Origin of the sequence: Paenibacillus sp. FSL M7-1414 (genome assembly GCF_038003195.1) — a bacterium.
Lineage (GTDB): Bacteria > Bacillota > Bacilli > Paenibacillales > Paenibacillaceae > Paenibacillus > Paenibacillus amylolyticus.
Genome location: NZ_JBBOOS010000001.1, coordinates 2,354,704 through 2,378,435, shown reverse-complemented (window position 1 = coordinate 2,378,435; position 23,732 = coordinate 2,354,704). Strand labels below are relative to the sequence as shown.

At 40.7% G+C, this 23,732-nt stretch carries 21 protein-coding genes; all 21 read right to left on the bottom strand.

Translation table 11 applies throughout. From position 1 onward, the window contains the following. Positions 1 to 258 precede the first annotated feature (258 nt). Positions 259 to 681 carry a BRO-N domain-containing protein gene (locus MHH92_RS10760; protein WP_340907661.1) on the bottom strand — a complete coding sequence of 141 codons (423 nt, stop codon included), beginning with the start codon at positions 679 to 681 and terminating at the stop codon, positions 259 to 261. 734 nt (positions 682 to 1,415) lie between these two features. Beyond that, complete coding sequence (locus MHH92_RS10755) at positions 1,416 to 2,243, bottom strand: hypothetical protein (RefSeq protein ID WP_076318504.1); 828 nt, start codon at positions 2,241 to 2,243, stop codon at positions 1,416 to 1,418. 322 nt (positions 2,244 to 2,565) lie between these two features. Further along, positions 2,566 to 2,874: a hypothetical protein gene (locus MHH92_RS10750; RefSeq protein ID WP_143781037.1), complete on the bottom strand. Its 309-nt coding sequence runs from the start codon at positions 2,872 to 2,874 to the stop codon at positions 2,566 to 2,568. Between the two features lie 141 nt (positions 2,875 to 3,015). Continuing rightward, complete coding sequence (locus MHH92_RS10745; protein WP_076318502.1) at positions 3,016 to 3,771, bottom strand: hypothetical protein; 756 nt, start codon at positions 3,769 to 3,771, stop codon at positions 3,016 to 3,018. Positions 3,772 to 3,917: 146 nt separating this feature from the next. After that, positions 3,918 to 5,201, bottom strand: coding sequence for a putative phage abortive infection protein (locus MHH92_RS10740; protein ID WP_076318501.1), 1,284 nt, complete (start codon positions 5,199 to 5,201; stop codon positions 3,918 to 3,920). Positions 5,202 to 5,819: 618 nt separating this feature from the next. Beyond that, on the bottom strand, positions 5,820 to 6,170 hold the full coding sequence (locus MHH92_RS10735) for a hypothetical protein (protein WP_340903637.1): 351 nt from the start codon (positions 6,168 to 6,170) through the stop codon (positions 5,820 to 5,822). Between the two features lie 58 nt (positions 6,171 to 6,228). Beyond that, complete coding sequence (locus tag MHH92_RS10730) at positions 6,229 to 6,570, bottom strand: hypothetical protein (RefSeq protein ID WP_076318498.1); 342 nt, start codon at positions 6,568 to 6,570, stop codon at positions 6,229 to 6,231. 133 nt (positions 6,571 to 6,703) lie between these two features. Beyond that, a complete protein-coding gene (locus tag MHH92_RS10725; RefSeq protein WP_076318497.1) occupies positions 6,704 to 7,375 on the bottom strand; it encodes an SOS response-associated peptidase in 672 nt (223 codons plus the stop codon). Positions 7,376 to 7,599: 224 nt separating this feature from the next. Beyond that, positions 7,600 to 8,265 (bottom strand): ATP-dependent DNA ligase, encoded by a 666-nt coding sequence (locus MHH92_RS10720; protein WP_445744669.1) that lies wholly within the window; start codon positions 8,263 to 8,265, stop codon positions 7,600 to 7,602. Between the two features lie 54 nt (positions 8,266 to 8,319). After that, positions 8,320 to 9,057, bottom strand: coding sequence for a hypothetical protein (locus MHH92_RS10715; RefSeq protein WP_076318496.1), 738 nt, complete (start codon positions 9,055 to 9,057; stop codon positions 8,320 to 8,322). Positions 9,058 to 9,135: 78 nt separating this feature from the next. After that, entirely contained in the window at positions 9,136 to 10,209 is a 1,074-nt protein-coding gene (locus MHH92_RS10710) for a hypothetical protein (protein WP_340903634.1), read from the bottom strand. Continuing rightward, entirely contained in the window at positions 10,190 to 10,735 is a 546-nt protein-coding gene (locus MHH92_RS10705) for a DUF6932 family protein (protein WP_340903633.1), read from the bottom strand. Before MHH92_RS10705 ends, MHH92_RS10710 begins: the two co-directional genes overlap by 20 nt. Positions 10,736 to 10,947: 212 nt before the next feature. Beyond that, a complete protein-coding gene (locus MHH92_RS10700) occupies positions 10,948 to 12,213 on the bottom strand; it encodes a hypothetical protein (protein WP_340903631.1) in 1,266 nt (421 codons plus the stop codon). 581 nt (positions 12,214 to 12,794) lie between these two features. Continuing rightward, a complete protein-coding gene (locus MHH92_RS10695; protein WP_340903630.1) occupies positions 12,795 to 13,553 on the bottom strand; it encodes a GIY-YIG nuclease family protein in 759 nt (252 codons plus the stop codon). 337 nt (positions 13,554 to 13,890) lie between these two features. Beyond that, positions 13,891 to 14,325: a hypothetical protein gene (locus MHH92_RS10690; protein WP_340903628.1), complete on the bottom strand. Its 435-nt coding sequence runs from the start codon at positions 14,323 to 14,325 to the stop codon at positions 13,891 to 13,893. A 455-nt stretch (positions 14,326 to 14,780) separates the two neighbouring features. Next, positions 14,781 to 15,086, bottom strand: a complete 306-nt coding sequence (locus MHH92_RS10685; protein WP_127543817.1) for a hypothetical protein — start codon at positions 15,084 to 15,086, stop codon at positions 14,781 to 14,783. Positions 15,087 to 15,256: 170 nt separating this feature from the next. Next, the gene (locus MHH92_RS10680; RefSeq protein WP_340903627.1) at positions 15,257 to 18,304 is read right to left on the bottom strand and encodes a glycoside hydrolase family 2 TIM barrel-domain containing protein; all 3,048 of its coding nucleotides are present in this window, start codon (positions 18,302 to 18,304) and stop codon (positions 15,257 to 15,259) included. Positions 18,305 to 18,461: 157 nt separating this feature from the next. Beyond that, the gene (locus tag MHH92_RS10675; RefSeq protein WP_062833750.1) at positions 18,462 to 19,292 is read right to left on the bottom strand and encodes a carbohydrate ABC transporter permease; all 831 of its coding nucleotides are present in this window, start codon (positions 19,290 to 19,292) and stop codon (positions 18,462 to 18,464) included. Continuing rightward, a complete protein-coding gene (locus tag MHH92_RS10670) occupies positions 19,285 to 20,175 on the bottom strand; it encodes a carbohydrate ABC transporter permease (protein ID WP_036610887.1) in 891 nt (296 codons plus the stop codon). Before MHH92_RS10670 ends, MHH92_RS10675 begins: the two co-directional genes overlap by 8 nt. A gap of 141 nt (positions 20,176 to 20,316) precedes the next feature. Continuing rightward, the gene (locus MHH92_RS10665) at positions 20,317 to 21,600 is read right to left on the bottom strand and encodes an extracellular solute-binding protein (protein ID WP_240768107.1); all 1,284 of its coding nucleotides are present in this window, start codon (positions 21,598 to 21,600) and stop codon (positions 20,317 to 20,319) included. 351 nt (positions 21,601 to 21,951) lie between these two features. Continuing rightward, entirely contained in the window at positions 21,952 to 23,721 is a 1,770-nt protein-coding gene (locus MHH92_RS10660) for a sensor histidine kinase (RefSeq protein ID WP_340903626.1), read from the bottom strand. Positions 23,722 to 23,732 lie beyond the last annotated feature (11 nt).

Sequence of the window (23,732 nt, the reverse complement as noted above, 5' to 3'; positions counted from 1 at the left end):
TTGATACGACTATCGTACCACACTCGGGTTCAGTTTGAAAAATGTGCGGTCTTCATTTCCCTTGGAAAATTGTTGACGAATTGTTGACGCATATGTATAAAAAGGAAACAATCGGGCGATTCTATAATTATCGACATCACAAGTGTCGTAGACAACCGCGGAGAAGACTTACGTTTCCCCATAAGCTCTTCGTCCGGTTTCTCCTCTCCCATGAAAAAGAAGCTCTCGAAAGAGGGCTTCTTTTTGTTGTTAAATTCCTTATTTATCAAGGTTTTCATCTATCCCTAACGATTGAATGTCATTACTCAATCCGTTATTGGGTGCGAATTGGGTGCGTTTTTTTCTTGTCGAGCATTCGAAATACTTGGAATCCTTCGAGACCTGTTGATTGACGTAGCGTCTTAATACCCAGCGTTTGAATTCCTTGGCTTCCTTCTTCCGGCTTTCAAATACTGTTTCGTAAATACCGAATTCACTTACGGTGATCATTTCCTGAGGACCACCCGATGTTTGAAGGGTATACTTTGAAAGTAGATCCTTTGAAAGACGTTGCCGGACTTTAAAAGCCTTCAATCCAAGCACCTTTGATACATCAGAGAGGACGGCCCACCAATCGCCAGGGTATTTCTCTACAAACCTGATGTCACATCCAGCCGATGACCTTATTACTATGACTCCCATCTTCGACATGGGGGGTGCTTTGAAAGTACATCCTCCGGTTGTTTTCTTTTTCTTGCAATTGTTATTTTCTTTGGAGGAGTGGGTTCATATCCGTCAATCTGACGGTCATCACCTATTCGATACTATCCGTTTAAGTGGATAATATCTTTTTCGTCGGTTCTTCCATACTCCACCATGTGATTTCAAATCACATATCTTGCGCCTTACTCTTCCTTCTAGTTTTTATGGACTGTTTACTGCGCCAATCAATTTCTCTAGCTGTCAATCTGACAGATGTAGAATTTTTACATACTCATAAAGTGAGTACAAGTCGGCGGGGTTACTACAAGTAAGGTCGGGGGTAACAGATACTAACAGGAGATAAATACGAGGGGACTCATCATCCGATCAGGATGATATGAAATTCTGCCAGACTCAAAATACGAGTACGTTGTTCTTATAATACTCATATATACACTATACATCCTGACCGTTTAACGGACAGAAATAAGGACCTTCGTTTAATGAAGACCCTTAATATTTAGTTCCATCAATTTGATATTCTTATTTGTTATTCTTTTTTAATGTAGTACCAGGGACAAAGTCCCCGTTACACCAGCGAACGAAATGATCGGCGTGAAGTAGATATGTCTTCTCTGTAGACGGCTTTAACCCCGCACTCTTCACTTCCTGTGTGTAAGTGTCCAATAGCTCGTTTAGATGCTTCATCAACTCCGGACTCACTTTCATAATGATTAAGAATACTCGATCACTTTAGAAATGTATTCGTCCCAATACTCTTCATCTCCAACCACATCAAAAAGCCAATTGTACATCATCAAAATCTCCAACTCCTGCTTTTTGCCTCGAATGAAGGACTTCTTAGGCAACCTTCTATACAATTCATTTAGATTGAAAAGATTACTCTTTTGCTTGTAGTCATACTCGTAATTCCTCCAAGAATCATTACTTTTTTTTCTATGTGTTGCTGGCCACAACTTCTCTTCTTCATAAAATTTAATCACCCAGTCGTAAGTAAACTTCCATAAGTTCACTTGATGCTTTCTCGATGTCTCTTCCAGCCAATTATTTATCTCTTCATTAATATAAGGAACTTTAACTCCATTTCTTTCCTGACTTTTGATCCCATGATGCTCTTTGATATAAATGAATAACATCTCAGTATGATCTCTTAAATAAGGATGCTTTTTACTCAAGAAAGTGTAACACTCGTAGGAAACACTCCGGAATTCAGTATCAGAATTATAGATCAGAAATAGCTCTTGTTTTTTCAGAAAATTATTAATAGCATGATTTAGCATTTTACCATGATTATCGAACATTTGAACGAGCCACTCAGCCGTTTCAGAATCAAGCTGTGCTAGCTGCCCCCGGTACTTCTCAAGCTTCTCAGACTGGAGATATGTTTTTTCATCTGATGCACTTTCAGTAAGATAATTGTTGAAATACTCAAACACATAATTTACACAGATACTCGTATTTTCTGCCTTCGCCTGGTAATTAAATTCATTAAGACCGTCCTCTTTCTTTCTCTTAGCTATGTAATCTACTATGCTTAGCAAGGCAATCTCCTCCTTCTGAGATATTACCTTCGCTCTATCAACGAGAATCCCCTTCCTAACACAAAATGATATCAGGTATCAATTAAACAATCTTTCCCTCTTAAGGTTTCCTTCTCATGATTGTCTACCCTTAACTTCCGTTATCTCACCATTTCACTAACACTTAAGTCCAGGGGCATTATTTGAAGAAACACGCTCAAAAAGCCCTAGATTTGGTCTGAGGCGATAAGAAGCGGAAGGTGAAAACAAAAAGTAAAATTGGAACGATTTCGGGCTCGCAAGCACCCGTAGTCAGTTTTCATCTGTCAGAGGGACCCAACTCCTAATCTGGCTTGTCTTTGTTTCTCCACTCTTCCATTCGTTTCTGGTACTCATCAATCGAAGGTTTAAACCAGAAAGGCCTTGTCCCAACCATAACGTCAGGCTCAGGGAACATCTTGTACTTCCGGACATGATGCATGTTCTTGGGATCTGCGCCAATCTGTTCCGCTACTTCCTTGCTACCAAGGAGAGGTGGGTACTTTTTCTCGTGTATGATCTTTCTGGACTCTTCCAATTCTTCGACCAGTGCAGCGATCCGTTCTCCGACCTCTCCTCCCAGTTGGTCCGCCAAATCTCGGTACTGATTCAAGGTCAATGCTCATCTCCTTAATTTTCCTGTTTGTTTGTCTGCCATAAATACACGGTAAAGCCATATGTATTGCAATAGCTAAGTGTTATTGAATAAAAAAAAGAACAGGTAGATGCCTGTTCCTTACGTGTATATTAATTTTTACTCAGAAGAGCCAAAAGTTGTCGGGAGTTTCAACTTAATATTTTTACTAACCAGATCTCCACCTATACTAACTACTTTTTCGGTACTCTCATTATTTTCTAGTAGTCCCCACGTTAGTCTTTCAACCGGTCGTGCATTTCTCAATGAAAGTTCTGATTTCATAGTATTAATCGCGTCTAATAAGATTGCAGTGTCTGCACTTATTTCTTTCTTCTCAGGAAGTGTCGCAGGCTCAATATTTAACATACTTATTAAGGAATGAGTATCATCATCTTTCATCCTATAAGTTTCTTTTAATGCTTCCGTTAATCTGTCCACAACTGAGTTCACATTATCAATACGTAATGTTTGATCATATTCAATATCTCGCAATGCGGATGTGTCAAACACTCTCGGAGTTGCATTATCTTTGATCAATACTACAGGTAAATTAAATGCTTGTCTTATTCCTAATTCGTACATGACGTTTGGATTTTTCGAACTTAAATCACATAAAACCATATCTGCTTTAACAATTTGATCTAGTATGTCCAAGATAATTGTGTTTGTGTGCTTGGTGTCATCCGCTCTCGACGGTTTGAATCCAGCAGCAGCACAAGCTGGTTTTATTATGTAGTCATAAACCCTATTAAAATGTCCTGTATCGTACCCATCTGCATTCGAAATAGGCATTACAATGAAACAAGTTTTTAGTTCTTCTTTTTTGGCTTCTTGCTCTTGTTTTTCTACTTGATCTTTAACATTGGTAGTCAATCCAATTCCTCCCTAGTATTTACTACAAAATATTGTAATTGAAATCTCAAATCATGTACATCAACTAGATTTCAATATAAGAAGAAGCCTATAGTATAGGCTTCAAACTTCAAACAATTAATTTATGATATTTTTACTGAATAAAATTAATTTATTAATGCCAACTCATCTTTATCATTCGCCCATATAAAATCAGACTGTATTAAATGATCATCGAAGAAATTCGTATTAATTAAATAAGTTTTAAATTTTTCACCTTTTTTGGAGTAAGCAACGTTATAGAATATCATCATTAACTCAAAAGAAGAAAGCTGCGCTCGTAAAATTCCTCTATATTTTTTCTTCTCTTTCTCATTCTTCTCCTCATCTAGATCAAATGTCTCATCCTGAATTAACCTGATTATTCTATATAAGTTGCGATAATAATGACCGATTAAATTTTCATTTGCATTATATACAACTTCATAGGATTGTATTTTTAGATCTTTCAATGGTTCAGTTTTGGTATTTTTATTATAAAGGTCTAAAAAATAATGGTCTATTTTAGCATTAAGCAGACCTTCAAAATCAACTTCATCTAATAATTTTAATGCATACTCAGGGTCTTCTTTCATATTAGCATAAAATTCTTCCATAGCTTGTTCTTTCATATTAATCCAGTATGAGTCTGTATCTTTATAGATAGATGTCAATTTAAAAATAAGCCTATTTTGATCTGATCTTCCATAAGAGTCGTAATCAGTATAGGTTTCAGCATGGCTTTGTACAGCAGATATGTATTCATTTTTCAGATTAAACAAGATTGATTTTAGAAGAAAATCGTTCCTTATGGATATATTTTCGTAAAATAAAAAGTAATTCTTAAGAGTTCTCTTATATTCTACATGGACTTCATTGTTGTATACTTCCTTTACTTTTTCAAATAATAATGTAATTGCTATTCTCCCACTAACACCATTATATGATATTTCCTTTAAAATATTATGATGCAGATTAATCATATTAAAGAATGTACTATCAAACTGTTGCTTTTTCATTGTTGCATTAGTGACCTCATATTCTTTTCTTGTCTTTTCTACCTCTTCACGTTGTAATTGCAGCTCTTCTTTCTGCATGATAACAGCAGCAGTAACAAATATAATACTTGCCAGTGACAATAAACCTACCGTAGTTCCTCCAAAGAAATCTCCAATAGAACCCAAGGTATTAAAACTATTCAAGGTATAGGATGTATTGGTGAAATAAATTATCATGAATGGAACTGAAACTGCAATTACTGCGATAATCAAACCAAATGACATTAAAATATATTCTTTTCTCCTTATCCACTTCTGCAACTTTTTAACTGCTATCCATGAATACTTAGGTAACTTTTTAACAAACACCTTGAGTCGAGTAACCGCCCTTTCAATTCGTTGCTTAAAACTCAAATTTAACTCCCCCTAGTAGTCCATAAGAAGACAGCAATATTCGTTAAAAACATACCCCGTCAGCCATTTTAGCCAACCAAGTAAGTGAACTGTCCCATTTTATAATGAGAATTATATATGCAATGGGATATGTTGTAAATCCAGTTATGCTTACTGAACCAATTTATCAATCTGCGCTTTACATACTCTAGCTACTGTATCCGAATTAACCTGATTTTGATTAACTGTAGTTTGTGGAACAATCATTATTTCGGCCTGTTGATTCGGCAACTAATCAAGCTTGCCCCACACCTTCGTTCTAAATAAAATAACTCCACCCCATGGCAGGATCATCAGTGGTAGCTGAAGAAATATCTTACTTGAGGTGAATAGTATGAACCATACATATAGGGTGTTGAAAGAGGACATAGATTTTTTCACGGCGGCTTTAAGCCAGGATCGGGTGGTGGTTTGGCATGTGTTAGAGGAACAAGAGCACATCATTGACTATTGTGGATCAGTAGAAGCCTATAGCCAAGTCTCTGTCAAGTTGGCAGGGAAAAGATTCTTTCGTGACACGTTTGAATTTAGGGTACAAAATAGGAGTCATATATGGCTCCTTTATTATTGGGTATTCGATTAGTTAAAGTATGTTTGGATAAAAATAAGAACCTCTTCTTCTTCAAAGAAGAGTTGGAGACCATAAAATGCCCCCAACAAAAAACCACATCCGGCCAATAAACAGTAAAATATAGAATTACCAGCGCTTGATCTCCCGTAATGATGTCCGCAATGTGGACACATGAAAGCATCTCCAGATATTGCACTTCTGCAAGATTGGCAATGTATTAAGTTGTTAGAGTTAGGTTTGAACTTTCTTTTTATATTTCTAAACATTGCCTTAAAGGCTAGCACTGCAAGTACAAACATTGCGATAATGATTCCTATACCAAATAAATTACCCATTATATTGTTTATACGCTCAAACATGACGTTCCTCCAACTATGTAATTAATCTAGAATAGTCTTGTTTACTATGTAACATTTACTATTTAAAACTAAAGGTTTCAAATGTCTCGAGAAATTCTGACAAGGCATAGAAACCAATTCCAATACAAACAAATCCAACGATAAAACAACCAATGATTGAATTAGCAAATCCACTTCCTCGTCCGTAGTGTTCTCCACAATTAGGACATACAATGGCAGAACTTGAGATTGAATGCCCACAAGATCTGCAAGGTTCCATTTTTTTAGTCCTTAACCCTTTCAATCTTCTATAGATATTAAGAAACATTCCAGCAATACCCATTAAGCCTAGTACAAATAACGCTAAGATCAATCCTGCAAAGAATACCATACCAAAAATCTCACTGATATTATGAATCATAACAAACTCCTTCAACGATGAAATCAATCCAGAATAGTCTATCAGACCTATGTAGGTATTTCCATAAATTTCTGTTATCTAAAACAAAAAAAAAAGAGTGCCCACCGCTATGGTGTCACTCACAAATGAGCATCTAATTTACTTCCTTTAATAATTCCTCATTGTTATTCCGCACATTACCAACTTCCTTGGGCACCTCGTATGCTCTCATCTTTGAAGCTTGATATGGCTTGAGCAAGTCAAGTAGGGACTGAACATCATCATTGTCTCTTCCGAGCCACTCAGCCTCATCTTCGGGGCGTAGTATGACAGGCATGCGATTGTGGATGTCCTCCATTAGGCTATTTGGTTCAGTAGTGATGATTGTACACGTACTCAGTTTGTTTCCGTCCGGATCTGTCCAAGTATCGTACAGGCCGGCAAGCGAGAATAAGCGGTCATCCTTCATCAAGATGCGCATTGGCTGCTTTGCAGATCCTTCTTTCTTCCACTCGTAAAACCCGTTTGTTGGAATAATACAGCGCTTGGAGCTGATCAGACGTTTAAAAGCTGGCTTCTCTGCCAGTGTCTCGGCTCGGGCATTAATCATCTTATTTCCAATCTTGTCATCCTTGGCCCAAACGGGTACCAGGCCCCATCGGAGCGAACCCAGCCTATTTCCATCCTTGCTGCCTATAATTGTGGGAATGTATTGCATAGGGGCAGCATTGTAATTTGGTTTGTACTCAAAGCCATCAGCTATAGATGCATAGTATCTGTCCATTATTGCGTCCAAGGGATCAGTGATTGTAAATCTACCACACATACAAAACACCTCCTGTATTGTCTTTACAATATATAATCACACAATAAATTGATCAAACACGGGGATACGTAGCAAGCCTGATTTGGTCCAATTACGCATTTTGACCCTGGCCTGAATTCGGGGCTCCAGGTAAACATGGTTCTCATCTTCCCCTGTTACAAGCTGCTGGCACACTCCACGGAAAGCCTGCTTATGTTTTGGACTTGGACCATGCTCAATGATCCCTACCGGTCGCATACTGCCACTTGGATCTGGAACAGCAGCAAGCACCCGAATTCTGACTTTTTGTATCCTGTGATGAATACATCGGTATATGACCAGTTGATGACCTTCTGCCACTCTCTGGATCGCCTGCTAACATACTGGATGTCTTTGCGCTTACCAACTACACCCTCCATGCCCATTGCCTCTATCTGGGCGTATAGGGCCTCTCCTGCGCCTTCAACATGCGGCACCACTCCAAAGACTAGATGGAAGTTGTAACCCTTGTAGAATCCCTTGCGCTCTATAAGAGGTAGCTTACGGAGGTCGTGACCGTTGTACTGCAGAATATCGAATATGGCGAACGTGGCTGGCAATGTCATGGTAAGCTGCTGAACCTTCGAGTGCTGCCGAGTGCTGAACCGGCTCATGACTGCCTCAAAGTCGTTCAAGCCTGTAACTGGATCGGTGCAAGCGACTTCTCCGTCCAAGATGATGTCAGAGTCAAAGGGTAGTAGTAATTCCGGGTACTGACGTGTGCAATCGTTGTTGTGACGTGTATATAACCGGACATTGCCGGACTGTTGCGAATATATCAACCGGTGACCATCAACCTTAGGTTCAAAAATGAAATCCGAATGTGAGAATGGACCCGATGCTGTTTCAAGTAACATAGGACTGATGAACATAAAAACACCTCAACCCAATTATAGCGTTTTGCTACAAAGGGTTGAGGCGGTAAGTTATGGGTGATCTGAGAATGACTCACTTAAATCTTTTTTTAATGCTAATTTTAACCTTATTCTACTAGTAGGCAGAAATATCTTTTTTAAATTCTCTATCTCTGCAGAATTTTCTTTGTCATAAGGGAGTTCTGGGTCAACATTAATCCAAAATTTCCGCAAATTACTCAGCAAATCAACTGCCGAATCTCTAGCTTCTTCCGTCAAATATAATTCGTTTATTACTAAGTAGTTATTCGCCTCGCTCCAAAAGTTTAATGTTTGATAGTATTCAACTATACGCATTGTCTCAGATATTTTTCTATCAGCTGCTCTCCTATCTCTGGAAAAAAGATCAAGCAATTCATTCGTATCAACTTCCCCTACTTTATTTTTTTTAAGGTAATCTCTCAGTTCATCTACACTGTATTTCTTGAAATCAGGTGAATGTTTTAGACCTCTTAATCCAAGTATTTCGCCATATGCTTGTTCCATTAATTTGTGTAATTCTGGATAGACTTCATGTCTCTTTGTAGTGTATAGATCGAATTCCTTAAAGGCCCTCTGTTGTATGTGTTTAAATGCTTCAATTTGTTTGTCCATCTCTCGCTTGTGTCCTTGCAGGTTCTTTTGGAGTTGATTGTCCACATACTTTTTCAAGAAATATGTTAAGCCAAGCGCCAACCCTCCAAAAATAGAAAGAGCACCAATAAAACTTAAAAAATCGTTCACAATAAAATCCCATACACTATGCCACATTAACTACTCTCCTCCCAATGATTTTTATTAGGTATCGACACTAAATAAGAACCACACGCTGAGGTATGGTTCTTATTACTAAAAAGCATTATTATCGCTTATGGTTATATGATCTATTTCAAGACGTAACATTTTACTTCTGTTTTTATCAAACACAATATATCCTGAGAGTTCTACTTTCTGATTTAAAAGATTCTTGATATCTTCTGCAGGCACAGTGTCAAGAAGAATGCATTTTATTTCTTTGTGTTCCGCACCATTAAATTTGAAGGGACGCGCTATCAATGCTTGATTACTTATATCTGCAGCCATGATTGTAGCAGTACCCTCTACATACTCCGTATTTGGAGCTAATTTTTTTGAATATTCTGATATGAGCTTCCGAGTTTCTTTAGTGGTTTTAATATAATTATTATTAACTCGAATATTATTCCCTTCAAAACTAACGTAATCTATATCGGATCTACTTGAAGGTGTCAAATCTTTTACATAATGTAACATCTTTATTATGCTTTTCTCCGTATATTCTTGCTTAAGTTCGGAAGAGACGGATTCATCACTAATGGATGCTATGCTTCGAACAATCAATTGCATTCCTTGACTTACCAAAGATGATTCTTCAAGAGACTCTTTAAGCAGCTCCCAATTACCTTTGTATCCATTAAACAAATCTGCTTGAGGATCCGGCTCGGGAGTTTCGATTTTGGGCTTATTCAGACCAAGCTTTAAGCTACCAGGCGCTGTAGCCACTAAATTTAGAGAAGGTAAATCTGAAAGTTTGATTTTTTCCCCCATTTTTTCTTTCACTAAAGCCATAGCTTGTTTATTCACTTTATTTAAAAGTGTCAAGTAAGTGCCAATTTGCCCAATAGGGCCTGAACCATTTTTAAACTCTTTACCTTCAATTCTTACCCATATATCAACGTTCTCTTGCTCTACCCGCTCAGGTTGCAATGAAACTCCAAACTGTTCAGATAACATTTTTTTCAATTTTGACTCAATTTGATTAACAATATAAACAGCAGAAGGCTCGTATATGGATAAGAGATCAGGGTTCATTTTATATTGTTCTCTAAGTTCATCAAGATTTTGTTTAGCTCGTTTTAATCTATTGGAAACCCCTTGAATTTTATCATTCATCGAATCGTTCAATTGACTCACCTCCATCCTGTCTGATCACTTTAAGTATCCCCTTAGCAGCGGGAGTTGAAACCCATTCCGGATCTCTCTTAGGGTCAGGGGGGCGTAGTTCAGAATCTAATCCTTCTCTAAAACAAAAAGATATGTCTTCCATCATAATGTCATTGTGACCGATTAGTAAATGAGCTCCAAATTTCTGACTTATTTCATACTGATTATTTAGATCTGTAAAATACTTCAATAGTTCTTTTTCAGTATCATTTAGAACAGTTAAAGCTTCAGCAATTATGTAAGGGGGGAGATATATTCCGAAGTCAACATCACTGGGTTCTTCTCTTCCAGTAACAAAACTCCCATCAATCAATATATATTCATACTTCAGTCCTAATTCTTCTAGCTTTGATAACAAGTCTAAGAACTTTCCCCACACATTAGATCTTTTTTCTGAAAATAGGAACACACGCTCTATTTCTTTCATTGTACATACGTGTTCACCATCTGGCAAATGATAATTATCGAAAAAAGCAGGAATACTCACTAACTTACCTCCAATTAAATTAGATATAGCTGGAAAGATTTACTTAATTCTTTCATTTTCCTTTAGTTCTTAAGACCTGTCAATCAGATTGTATGTTCGCTTTAAAAAAAAGAGGCACCCTAATAGGCGCCTTAATAATGCATTTCGAATTATTCATCATGCCTCATAAAAATGATTGGTATCAAGTCTAAAACAAATTACCGTTCATACTATCATCCGAAGCTCGCCCTTTCCCTTTGTCTTTGCCATTGAGCCATTTGTTGTTCAAAAGAACTCCGACCAGCGTCATGAGCTGCTATGATATCGCTCTTGCTTGCATTGCCTTGGATAATGATCTGCGGGTTGTAATTGATATTCATCGCGCCCGTAGGAGCTGCAGCAACGCCCATACTGCGGTTCGCTGATTCGAGAAGCCCCCGAGAACGAGGGGAGTTGTTGTCCGGGATGATCCACTCAGGAGACGAACCCTCACCAACCCAAGCAAGCTCAGGTCTATCGACATAACCACCCTTGGCGTATCCGCCCACTGTTGGGATCTTAGGGATATCAACGCCAATGGTGCCTCCTCCGAGAAAGTCAGGTATGTCAAAGCTGATCCCGTTGGCCTTGTCGATCACCCAGTTCAGCTTATCAATGATCCAGTTAACTGCGCTGCTGAATATCCTTTTAATGTTTTCGAATATCCCGCCGAACCAACCAGTCAAACCACCGAACGCTGTCGTCGCTGCGTTATACGCCTCGTTCCAGCGTTCCGAGAACCAGCCTCCGATATTTCCAAGCGCTGTTTTAACATACTCCCAAAACCGCATTACAGCTGCTTTGATGGAGTCCCAGTGCGTTATTGCTAGGACGATAGCCGCCACCAACGCACCTATCGAAACTATTACTATGCCAATTGGATTAGCGAGCATAGCGCCATTCAGAGCCCATTGTGCTGCTGAGGCTAATAGTGTTCCAGCTTTATAAGCTTTCATAAGGGCATTAATACTGCCAATTATCTTTAAAGCTCCAAATGCTGTTTGCATAGCTACAATTCCCGCCACGACAGACAAAGCAATACTTTTTACACCTGACCAGTTATTCTTAATCGTATTGTACAGATCAACAGCCTTTTTGATGATCTTTTGAATATTGTCCTGCATGTTTTTCATCCACGCCTTGCCATCAGTAGACTGGAACCACTTTGCCACTTTGGAAAGAACCGGCAACAACTTTTTACCCAAAGGCTGAATGAAATCCATCTCAACTGACCGTCCGATGGACTGGAATGCCATACCCAAAGTGTCGAACTTAACATTCTTAACATTTTCCATTGTCTCTCGGGTGTGATCGAATTGGCTTCTAGCCTCACCCATTGCCTTGATTGCTTCATACTCCAGATCCTCGAACTGAGTACCAAAGAGTGAAACACCTGCAGCATTACGCTTTATCAGATCCTCGATTTTGACGAGCGCTTGGAATATCTTCTGTGTTGCCATTTATGCGGTTTTACCTCCACCAGCTATGGCGCTTTCGAATTGTGCAGCATTGAGATTCAGGAGTTTATAACCTTCATGGGTTGTCTTGCATCGGACCTTCGTACGAATAGTCAATTCCTTGATCGCGTCCATCTCTGTTCACATGGTGTAGCCGCTAATACCATACCCCATTCAGCAGCTGTATGTTTCAGACTTTATCTTCATCCAAGCAATAAAAAAAGGAGGCTTGGATGCCTCCCGTTTCGAGCCGCTTGGCCCTACGTCTTTCGACTAGTCGTTGAAGGTTCTGCCCTCGTTGTATTTCAATAAAAGATCATCCATCGTATCTTTGTCAGTCACATCATCTCTGAAAAGTTTGTATCCTCTGGTATGACGATACTTGCCTTTTAAGGCATTATATATAAGTTGGAATAACTGGTCTTGGAACCGACTCGAACATCAAACCAACTTTTCAAATCAAACCATGAGTCAAACTTATGAATTTCTCCGTTTGATACGTCCACAGCATAAGAAGAGACTGATTTTGCATTTGGATGGATACTGCCTTGTCTGTGATCTTTCATTACAACTGGTTCAATGATTCAGTGTTTGAATTTATGTTCAATCTCAGTTAGGACTCGGTGTTCTGTGACATCTTGGCGAAAAAACATATGACCTTTAAAAGTCTTTCGACCTTTTCCGCCTCGCATGACTGCAAGAACACTGCTACGGTTCAATTTTATACCTCTCTTTTCAAATGAATCTCTTAAATCAAAAAAAGAGTTGAATTTCTCAATTAAACCAGTTGAAAACTCCAAGGAATAACATATTACAGCCTTTATAGATGGATTAGCGTTACCTTTTAAGCGTCCTCTATTTGAATTACCGATCTTCTCTTTTGTGTCTATTGACATCTTAGTTCCAAATAGAGGATGGTTTATTCCGCTAACAAGGTGTCCCTTTCCATACTTAGGATTCGATTCCCCGGACCAGCTTCCGCGCTTCTTGTGAGTGACGCTGATTTTCTTCCTCGTCTCCTTTGAGAAAACCGCCCCATTCATTCCTTCGCCCCCCAAAGTCGCGTTATATCCATGCGCATCCTTGTTATGAGCAAAGGTTTTCATTTTTCCAATGAAGTGTTTTTCTCTTTCAGCAGCTTCCGCGAGTGTTTCGACTTGTTCAATTAACTCGGTATAAAATTGGTCTTTCCCATATTTCCTTATAGCTCGGCAGAGATACCTTTCGCTTGATCCACGAGATTGTTTGATATGATCATTGAATCTCGACTCATATCCCTTTGACGTGTATCCCACATATCTTTTGCCGTTCACTTTATTTGTGATTACATAAATATCATACACGGAATAAATCCCCCTCAGGCAGCTTCATGCTGGTTGTCTTCCCAAAACCAATCATACCAAACTTAATTCTTTGATGGTATCTTTTGGAAGGTTTAAGGCTTCCCAGCATAAAGAGAGGTTTAACCTGAGCTATACGATAATCCAACTTGTCGAGCTACTTCGCAAAAAGTACCCAAAAATAGCATTTCTACTCTACTCCATATTCTGATGAAAAGCTTAATCTACCAATGGTTTCACGATTTGATATATGAACTCATGAGCCGAATTAACTCCTCTCCCATGAAAAGTAGGCCCTCGAAAGAGGGCCTATTTTTGTTGTTTATATCACTTTATTTTGTTAGTTATACTTTTCTTCAAATTCACTTATGTCGGCTTGCTCTTCGGTCTGCAACCATCCAATCTCCCTCAGCCACATGCCCATATCTGCGATAAACTCATTCACTTTTAGATGTTCAATTTTGTATTTCTTGATCTTTTCACTCAAAAACGCATAGAACTCATGGCTTAACGCATACCGTTGTTTGCTTTTGCTTAATGTCTTATACCGATCCTCGCTGACCACCAGATCAAAATAGATGACATTCTCCTTCTTCACATGCCTAACGGTAGATCTTCTATCGTATTCTTCAGGGAGACACCTGAAAACAAAGAATAGTTCAATATCAACTATTTGATATTTGCTTTCTGCTTGATCAAAAACAGACTGCAACTCATCCGAAAGATTGGCAACTTGCGTTAAACCTGAAGTGTCAGTTGATCGGCCCAGAATCATCACTAAACTCCTCCTTGTTCATTTTCAACATTCGTAATGAAACTAAAAAAGGCTGACTAGTGATGTAAACTCCGTCAACCTTTCCTATGTTCATCCTTCTTGTGCCTTACCCCAACGTATCAAGAGTTTACGAGTTCATCTCTCGATGCTTCCGATTAGACCTTCGCAAATTGATCAATGGAATGATAAGCAAAACAACCGGCAAAAGAAGATTTATCGAACCATTCTTAATCATCATGAAGGTAATAAACAACACGGCGAGCCAAGTCATAATCTCCGTCATTTCATATTTGGTTAACGTCAGCTTGAATGCTTTTTTTGAAATGAAACGAATTAAGAAATAAGCGATCAAACTATAAAACAGGATCATTCCCAAGATAGCAACAAGGATTATGAGGTACATATCCACCATAAAAAATCTCACCCGACCCTTATATCATTTCCTTAATTTTGCTTTACTTCTCTTCAACAACAATCGTTGCATTATAGATCACAACACGTTTCCCATTAAGATCAAATAATACTTTATTGCCGTATTCCGTATCTTCCACGTCAATTTTGCCATCATAGGTCTGAATCAATTCACCATTATTGCTGTACACTTTAACAATCCTCTCCAGGCCACCCGAGTTATTGGACCTCATCGTTTTGAGTGCACGTTCACCTGAAGCGGTATTGAAATACCATATGAAACATCCAACAATGATACCCAAGAAGACCAACACCGTCACCCATATACCTGTCTTTGCTTTTTTACTCATCTTGAACCCCCTCTTATGTTTCCTGTCTCGTACATTACGAGGTTGGAGAGAGAACGGTTTCATACAATGCCTCTCAAGCTGTTCGTTGACATAACAAAACAGAGGCCTCCGATGAGCGAAGACCTCTGTTCTTTATAGTATACATTCTTTATTCTGTACGATTCTTTTACTTACAGTGCTCGAATGACAAATTCAAATGTCAGTTCGCCGTCTGAAGGGATCAGGTATTCCGGATGAACTGGAGCACCCCAGCTATCATCACCGCCAACACCCATTTGTTTACCTGCTACAGTCACGACCGTATAGTGCACAGGAGGTAATTCGTACGCATGCTGTGCGTTCTCCAGCTCAAATGCTGTATATGGTGAGACATTCAGCTCGACTGGAGTTCCGGATGCTTCAATTTTGAAGCCACGTCCCGCGTTGTCTGTCAATTTGGCCCAACGTACGCCCGTACGGTTGCCTGATTCCTGTGGTACCAGATATGGAGCCATGGTATCAACTACCTTGCTGCCATGGATACCCAGACGTGCGCCAAATGCGCGGTCTGCATAATTTTCTTCGGGTCCCATCGCGAGCCATTCCACGTTTTCGAAGTCAGGTGATGTTCTGAAGGACAATGCATGAATTGGCAGGTTTGGCAATCCAGCTGTACCTTTGTACGTATTATGCACACGTACGCTTCCATCTGCATGAACGGTATATACCACTTTCACTTGTACATCCTCCGAAATGTTGAGCTTGTACGTGAACTCGATCCGGTATTGATCCGGTTTCTGTTCCGCTTTCCACTCTACAGAACGTGGCATCAGGCTCGCTGCATACCAGGCACCCAGTTCGAAGCCCATCGCCATACCTTTGTCATTATCCGTCATTGCACGCCAGAAGAGCGGTGCAGGTGGCACAGCAATCGTCTCACGACCGGACAATTTCAGGGAAACCAGTGTCCCAAACTGTTTGGAGAACAGCGCATGTGTCTTGCCAGCACGAACACCAATGTTAACGTCACCTTCAACCACCTGTACATCACTTACAAGGTTCAAGTCGACTTCAACTGCATCATTTACCTGATCCTGTGTGAAAATAAACTGTCCAAATGCCACTTCTTCGCCTTTGTCAGCCCACAGTGTAGCAGCTTTCAACACAAGTGCAGTGTTCACAGCATACTCGCCACCCGTCAGAGCATCTGCACCCAGCGGAAGTTTCACAACCGTCTCGCTTTGTGCATCCACGTTCACTTCCAATGTTCCACGCAGTACTTCATGCCCCTCGCGCTCCAGGCTGTATACCAGTTCCAGCGCAGATGTATCTGCGAACAGATTACCGTTCACGATTTTAACGCCTTCACGATCCGGGAATAGCTTGATGTTTTGATACAGGAATTTAACCTCCTGCATTTTCGCAGTTACTTTACGGTCAGCATGGACGATACCGTTGCCACAGAACGAATAGTCTGATGGACGATCACCAAAATCTCCGCCATAAGCGAGGAACTCTTTGCCGTAACGATCTTTTTTATAAATGGATTGGTCGATGTAATCCCAGATGAATCCACCTTGATACATCGGATATTTGTCTTCCAACTCCGTATATTTGTGCATACCGCCAATAGAGTTACCCATGGCATGCATGTACTCACAGCTAATATAAGGTTTCGTCGGGTTTGCATTCAGGAATTCCTCAATGTCCGCCGGTTTGGCATACATGCGAGTCTCCATATCACTTGTTTCATCGAAACGGCGATCATGGAATACACCTTCGTAATGTACTAGACGTGTTGGATCAGCCGATTTGAAGTATTGGGATACTTTGTAGATGACTTCACCACCGTGTGATTCATTACCACAAGACCAGATCAGAATGGACGGATGGTTTTTGTCACGCTCCACCATGGATACAGCGCGGTCCATAACGATATCATGCCATTCCGGTTTGTCACCTGGAATAACCCATGAAGGCTCAACGGCACCAAGTTTCTGCCAAGATCCGTGTGTCTCCAGGTTCATCTCGTCAATAACATACAATCCATATTCATCACACAGCTCATACCAGAGACTTTGGTTTGGATAGTGTGACGTACGTACAGCATTCATATTATTCTGTTTGATCGTACGAACATCCCACAGCATATCTTCCTTCGTAACTGCACGTCCACGACGCGGGTTGAACTCATGGCGATTCACACCTTTGAATACGATACGTTTACCGTTGATGTGCATCACTTTATCAATCATTTCAAATGTACGGAAACCAACGGCTTGAGGAACAACCTCAACCAGTGTACCCGCAGCATCATATACACGAATATAAAGGCGATACAAGTATGGAATCTCTGCGCTCCACAGGTTCACTGTACCGATATCTTCACGAAGACTTACTTGTCCATCGTTAACTTTGGATTCAAACGTTTTAACGGTATTGCCTTCACGATCACGAAGTTCAGCCTCTACACGTGCTCCTGCAACCGCTTTTCCTTCCAGCTTCAGATCCACTTGCAACGTACCGTTGGTATAGGACTTGTCCAGATCTGTGCGAACATGAACATCACGTACGTGCGCAGCCGGGACCGTATACAGATAAACATCTCTGAAAATACCCGAGAAACGCCAGAAATCCTGGTCTTCCAGCCAGCTGCCTGTGCTGCGTTGATACACCTCAACTGCGAGTTTGTTCTCTCCATCCTGTAGGAATGGCGTCAGGTCAAAATCAGATGGCGTAAAGCTGTCTTCCCCGTATCCTACGAATTGTCCGTTAAGCCATACATAGAATGCAGACTCTACACCTTGGAAAGAAATATATACCGGATTCGACTCCCAACCTGTCGGCAGGTGGAATGTGCGAATGTAACTTCCAACCGGATTTTTATCCTGCGGCAATGCCGGCGGACGAATTTCGTTCAGGCCATCCCAAGGATATTGTGTATTTACATATTGAATCTGTCCGTATCCTTGTAGCTGGATGTGCCCCGGAACTTCAATATCATCCCAGCCTTCACTGGAAAAATCGGATGTATAGAAAAACTCAGAACGGCTGTCTGGACGAATAGCATAGTTAAATTTCCACGTACCATTCAGATCATAACGCATGGACATCGCGCTTGAACCTACTGCCTCTTCCATTGTTTGGTAATAACGGTGGTCGGAATAAGCATGCAGACGGTTCACCTCAAATACACTTACGTCCCCCAACCAGTTGATATCTGCCTTTGTTGCTTTCATCGGCTCTCTCTCCCTTTAAAACGTTATAGTTTGACTTATTCAAGGTTTACTCTGGATTTCCTTTTGCTTTACATAAACAAAAAAGACAGAGGTACGCCATAACAGCGCCCTCTCTTCTTTCCTGCACCCGTCATTTGCACGGATTATGCTGTTTTCATTACTTCACGGAACCTACCATACCTGCAACAAAATGTTTCTGCATGATGAAGAAAACGATTGCTGTAGGCAGTGTTGCAATAACGATTGCTGTCATGATTACTCCGTAATCTGGAGAATAACCAGCACCCAGATTTGAGATCAATAGCGGAATCGTTTGTTGGTCAGGTGTTTGCAATACAATGAGTGGCCACAGATAGTTGTTCCAACTACTCATGAATGTAATGATTGCTGCCGCTGCATATGTTGTTTTCATGGTTGGCATATAGATCTTCAAGAAGATGCCGAGTTCACTCAAACCATCAATACGTCCAGCTTCCAGCAAGTCTTTCGGGAACATTTTGGTGTTCTGACGGAAGAAAAAGATCAGGAACGCTGTTGCGATGGTTGGCAGGATCACTGCTGCCATCGTGTTGATTCCGATAACCGGTGCAACTCCCGAGATTGTTGCGAACATACGATACAATGGTACCATAATCGCTGCAAACGGGATCATCATGGACAACAACAGGATATTAAACACGACATCACGGGACTTCGTGCGATATACCTCGAAGCCATAACCTGCCATGGAACCAATAAACAGTGCCAAGACAGTGGAGATTACAGAGATAATCGCCGAGTTTCCGAGAGCCTGTACCAGATTTGTCGAATCAATCAGTTTGTTAAAGTTATCAATGAAAGCTGAACCCGGCAGCAGTCTACCCTTGGTGACATCGACTGATGCATTTGTTGAACTGACCAGCATCCAGAAGAAAGGGAAAATGGATACAAAGGCGACGATGGATAGGAACACATACGTGAAAATCCGTTTTGCTTTAGCTTTAGCCATTTTTATTATCACCTGCCACTTTAAACTGGATGATGGACAATACAATAATCAAGATTACGATGGAATAAGACACTGTTGCTGCATAACCGAAGTCCGGTGAATATTTGAACGAAAGGTTGTAGATGTATTGTGAAATCGACATGGTCGCATTACCTGGACCACCTTTGGTAATATTCATGATCTCATCGAAGATTTGTAATGTACCAATCGTTGATGTGATCGACGTGAAGAGGATAATCGGTTTAAGCAAAGGTACTGTGATTTTGAAGAATTGTGTAAAAGCATTCGCTCCGTCAATTCTTGCAGCTTCATAGATCGATTGATCGATGTTTTGCAGGGATGACAGATAGAAAATCATGTTATATCCGGTCCAACGCCAAGTAACGGCGATTATGATCGTAATTTTAGCCCAGAACGGGTCTGTGATCCATTGAATTGGATCGCCAATAATGTGCAAGCCCATAAGGAATTGATTCACCATTCCATCTGGTGCAAACAAATATTTGAATACAACAGAGTACGCTACCAATGAAGTTACACAAGGCAAGAAAATCGCTGTACGGAAGAAGCTCCGGAAGCGTAGTGTGCTGTCATTCAGCAATACGGAAATAAACAAACCGAGAATAATCATTACAGGCACTTGAATGATCAAGTAGATAAATGTATTCGATAATGCTGTACGGAACGTTGTATCAACTAACAATCTTTTGTAGTTAGAAAGGCCCGAAAATTCAAGATTGGCTCCTACACCAGACTTGAACGATAAGAGCAGCGCTTGGATCATCGGGTAGAAGTAAAATGCAACAATCCCGACAACAGCCAGCAAAACAAAAGCCCATCCAGTCAAATTATTTTTCTTTTGGAGACTGTCTCCTGTATTCATGGCTTTCACAGTATGGCTCCTCTCTCTCCATGGAACATGGGTAGAACCCACGGAGCCTCTCGCCATATCCGGTTCGACTTGCGCCGGACATGGGAGACGGCTCCGATGTTTCCTAGGGTTCTATAAGTTACCTTGGGTATCTTAGTTTAATTGTGCTTCAGCTTGTTTTTGTGCATCAGCCAGAACGTCATCGATTGATTTACCGTTCAGGAATGCTTGCATTTCTACTACCAGAATATCTTCAATGGCATATGTGTTGATACCATAGTTTACGCTTGGAATTTCTTTCGTCCAATTCGCAAAGTCTGTGAAGATTTTTTGTCCGCCGAAGTACTCGTCTGCTTTGGCATACGCGTCACCATCAACTGCTGGTTTGTACGTACCAATTGCGCCGATGTTGTTCAACAGATCTTGATACAATTGTTTGTCAGAACCAAATGTTTTTGCTACAAAATCAGCTGCTTGATCTGCACCAGGAACGTTGTTCATAACATACCAAGAGCTACCACCCAAGTTGGATGCGTGAACAGAGTTTGGTTGACCAGCCATTTTCGGCATTGGAGCTACAGCCCATTTACCGGATTGGGAAGCTTCTTGACGTACAGATGGTGAGAACCAGTTACCTGTAGGAATTGTTGCTACGCTACCGTTATTGGCGTTGGCAACGAATTGACTCCAGTCAGAGTGCAATTTAACAATGTTGGCATCCATCATTGCTTTGTAAGTAATAAACGCTTCTTTCAGAGCAGCATTATTAGCAATGTCAGGTGTTTTACCATCTTCTGCGGAATACCATTTACCTGCAGTTTGGATCATCATACGAATCAAACCAAGGTCATTCGGGTCAAGAGAAAGAAGCTCTTTACCTGTTTTAGCTTTTACGTCTTTACCAATTTGGATGTAGTCATCCCAAGTGATGTCTTGCAGGTCAGCTGCTTTGTAGCCAGCTTGCTCCAGCAGGTCTGTTCTGTAGTACAAACCAGCAACGCCGGAGTCAAATGGTACTCCGTATTGTTTGCCATCAAACGCTGTTGGTCCGAGTTTGTAATCTGCAAAATCGGAAGCCGTGATACTGGAAGACAGATCTTTGAACGCATCAGGATATGCATTCAGGAAGCTTTGTGAACGATAGTCTTCAATCAGAACTACGTTTGGAAGACCGCTGGCAGTTCCGGAGTTAAGACCTGTGTTCAGTTTCTGAATGATATCAGCTTGAGCGTATTCAATGATGTTAATTTTCACATCAGGATTTGCTTTTTGATATGCTTCTTTTGCTGTTTCCATTGCAGCTACGTTAAAAGCTTTGTCCCAAGCCCAGACCGTAATTTCGTTTGTTTTTTCGTCACCACCACTAGCGGAATTACCTCCGCCACCGGATGAACATGCGGACAACAGCAGTACTGTAACGAGCATCAATACCCACATTTTTTTCAAAACATTCAACTCCCCTTCGACCTCTTTGTGTGTAATTTGTTTACGTTTTCTGAAAGCGGTTGCTTTCGATGTATTCATCTTATCATTCCCATATCTCCATTCGTTAGTAATAATTTTGTACGGATTTGTCATCTTATTGCCACAATGAAAACCTTTACAGAAACCGTTTGCATTAAATTTGGTTTTTTGTAATTTCTTTTGATTTTGTAATTTCTTGATCTTGAAATAGTACAAAAATGATTTCACCCGCTTTACCTCTGACACGTGAAAATCCCCCGCCTCTGTAGAAAACAGAAGCGAGGGATCTCGATTTTAGTGTATTCAATCGAATCGGGTTCCAATTCAACTCGTGATTAAAGGCAATGTAACCGTTACTCTCGTCCCTTCACCGACATTGCTCATAATCGTGACACCGTAAGGTGAACCATATAATAACTCAATACGGTCATGTACGTTGCGAATACCGATACCACTGAATAGTTGACGATTGTTCTTTGGATTGGGCAATGTTTCTCCCATGACAAGCCCTTCAATTCCATCCCCATTGTCCATGATCTCACAGATGAGTGATTCTCCCGCTCTGGAAACCATGACATGAATCGTACCCGTTTCTTTCTTGATAAATCCATGGAAAAATGCATTCTCGATAAACGGCTGGATCACCAGTTTGGGTACATGATAGTGTGTACAATCCGGCGCAACGTAGAAAGCTGCTTTAATCCGGCCACCATATCTGACGTGATTAATGAAGACATAATTTTTCAAGTTCTCGACTTCTTGCTCCACTGTAACCGTCTGACTCACATCACTGATCGTATTTTGCAGCAATCCAATTAATGCGTTAATGGTCTCCGCAGCCCTGTCTTTGTTGCCTTGTTGCACCAGAACTTTGACAGATGCAAGTGTATTGTACAAGAAGTGAGGATTAATCTGACTCTGTAATGCCGCAAGCTCTGCGTTGCGTTGTTCATGCTGTGTCTGTACTAACTGATCCACATAATCATGCAGTTCATCAAGCATGTAATTGTAAGCATGACCAAGCTGCCTGCTCTCGTAGCTTCCACTCACCGGAATGTAGTTGTCCAGATCACTTTTTGTAATGTTGGACATTTGCTTCACAAGTCTGCGCAGTGACTTGGTAATCTGGCTGGTGATGAGAAACACAAGGATGAGTGCCCCCACAACGATAGCTGCACAGATCAGGGCAACCGTCTTCATGTCGATAAGTTGACCCATCGCCAGGTCCTTATCCACTACATTGACAATATAAAACCGATAGAACGGTAGATACTCGGATAGCACAACGCTATCCTGATCCATCACACGAGCATTAATACTTCTCGGAGAGTTGTTGTTCATATCCCGGGCATACGATAGCAAATCCAGCTGAGTTGTTCCGATCCAGTCTTCACGATTCGATGATACAATCTCACCTTTTTCATTCATAATGACCACATCATTGCCACGACTTGTAAAGCTGCTGTAAAATTGCCGGAATATGTCTTCTCTCATCGTGACATAGAGCGTACCGTATATTCGGCTGCGTGTTCGGTCCGTCAACGCTTTCGTCGCAGAGATCATCTGCTGACTCCCGATCGTTGCCTCGTTTTGGTAAACATCAAAGATAAGCCGACTCGGCGTCTCAGCGGCTTCCATCGTAATTGGCTCCTGCTTCAATTCATCCACGGACAACTGAAGGTGAGCACGATTCGTGGAATAGCTCCGTCCATTAATCCCGATAATTGTTATCCCTACTTCGTAGGATTCTGTGATGGATTGAATTCGATCCATCGTTTCCCTCATATTATAGAAGGATTTGGCCATCGTGAGGGAATCGGCATCTCCTTCGGACAGGAATCCTCGGATCGATCCACTCTGCATCACATTATTCGATACGGCAGCAATGGCCTCATTAAAGGATTCAAAATTGGTCTTGATCTGATTAAGCACCTTGGAGTTTGTGATACTGAACGTCTCAGTAAACAGATTGGTTGACATGTGAATGGTCGTCCATAAGATGAGTACAGAAACGAGGACAATACTGACCACCATAACCAGAAACAACTTGGGAAACAATCCGAGACGAGATAATTGGTTCATCCATTTCTTCATGATTTTATCCT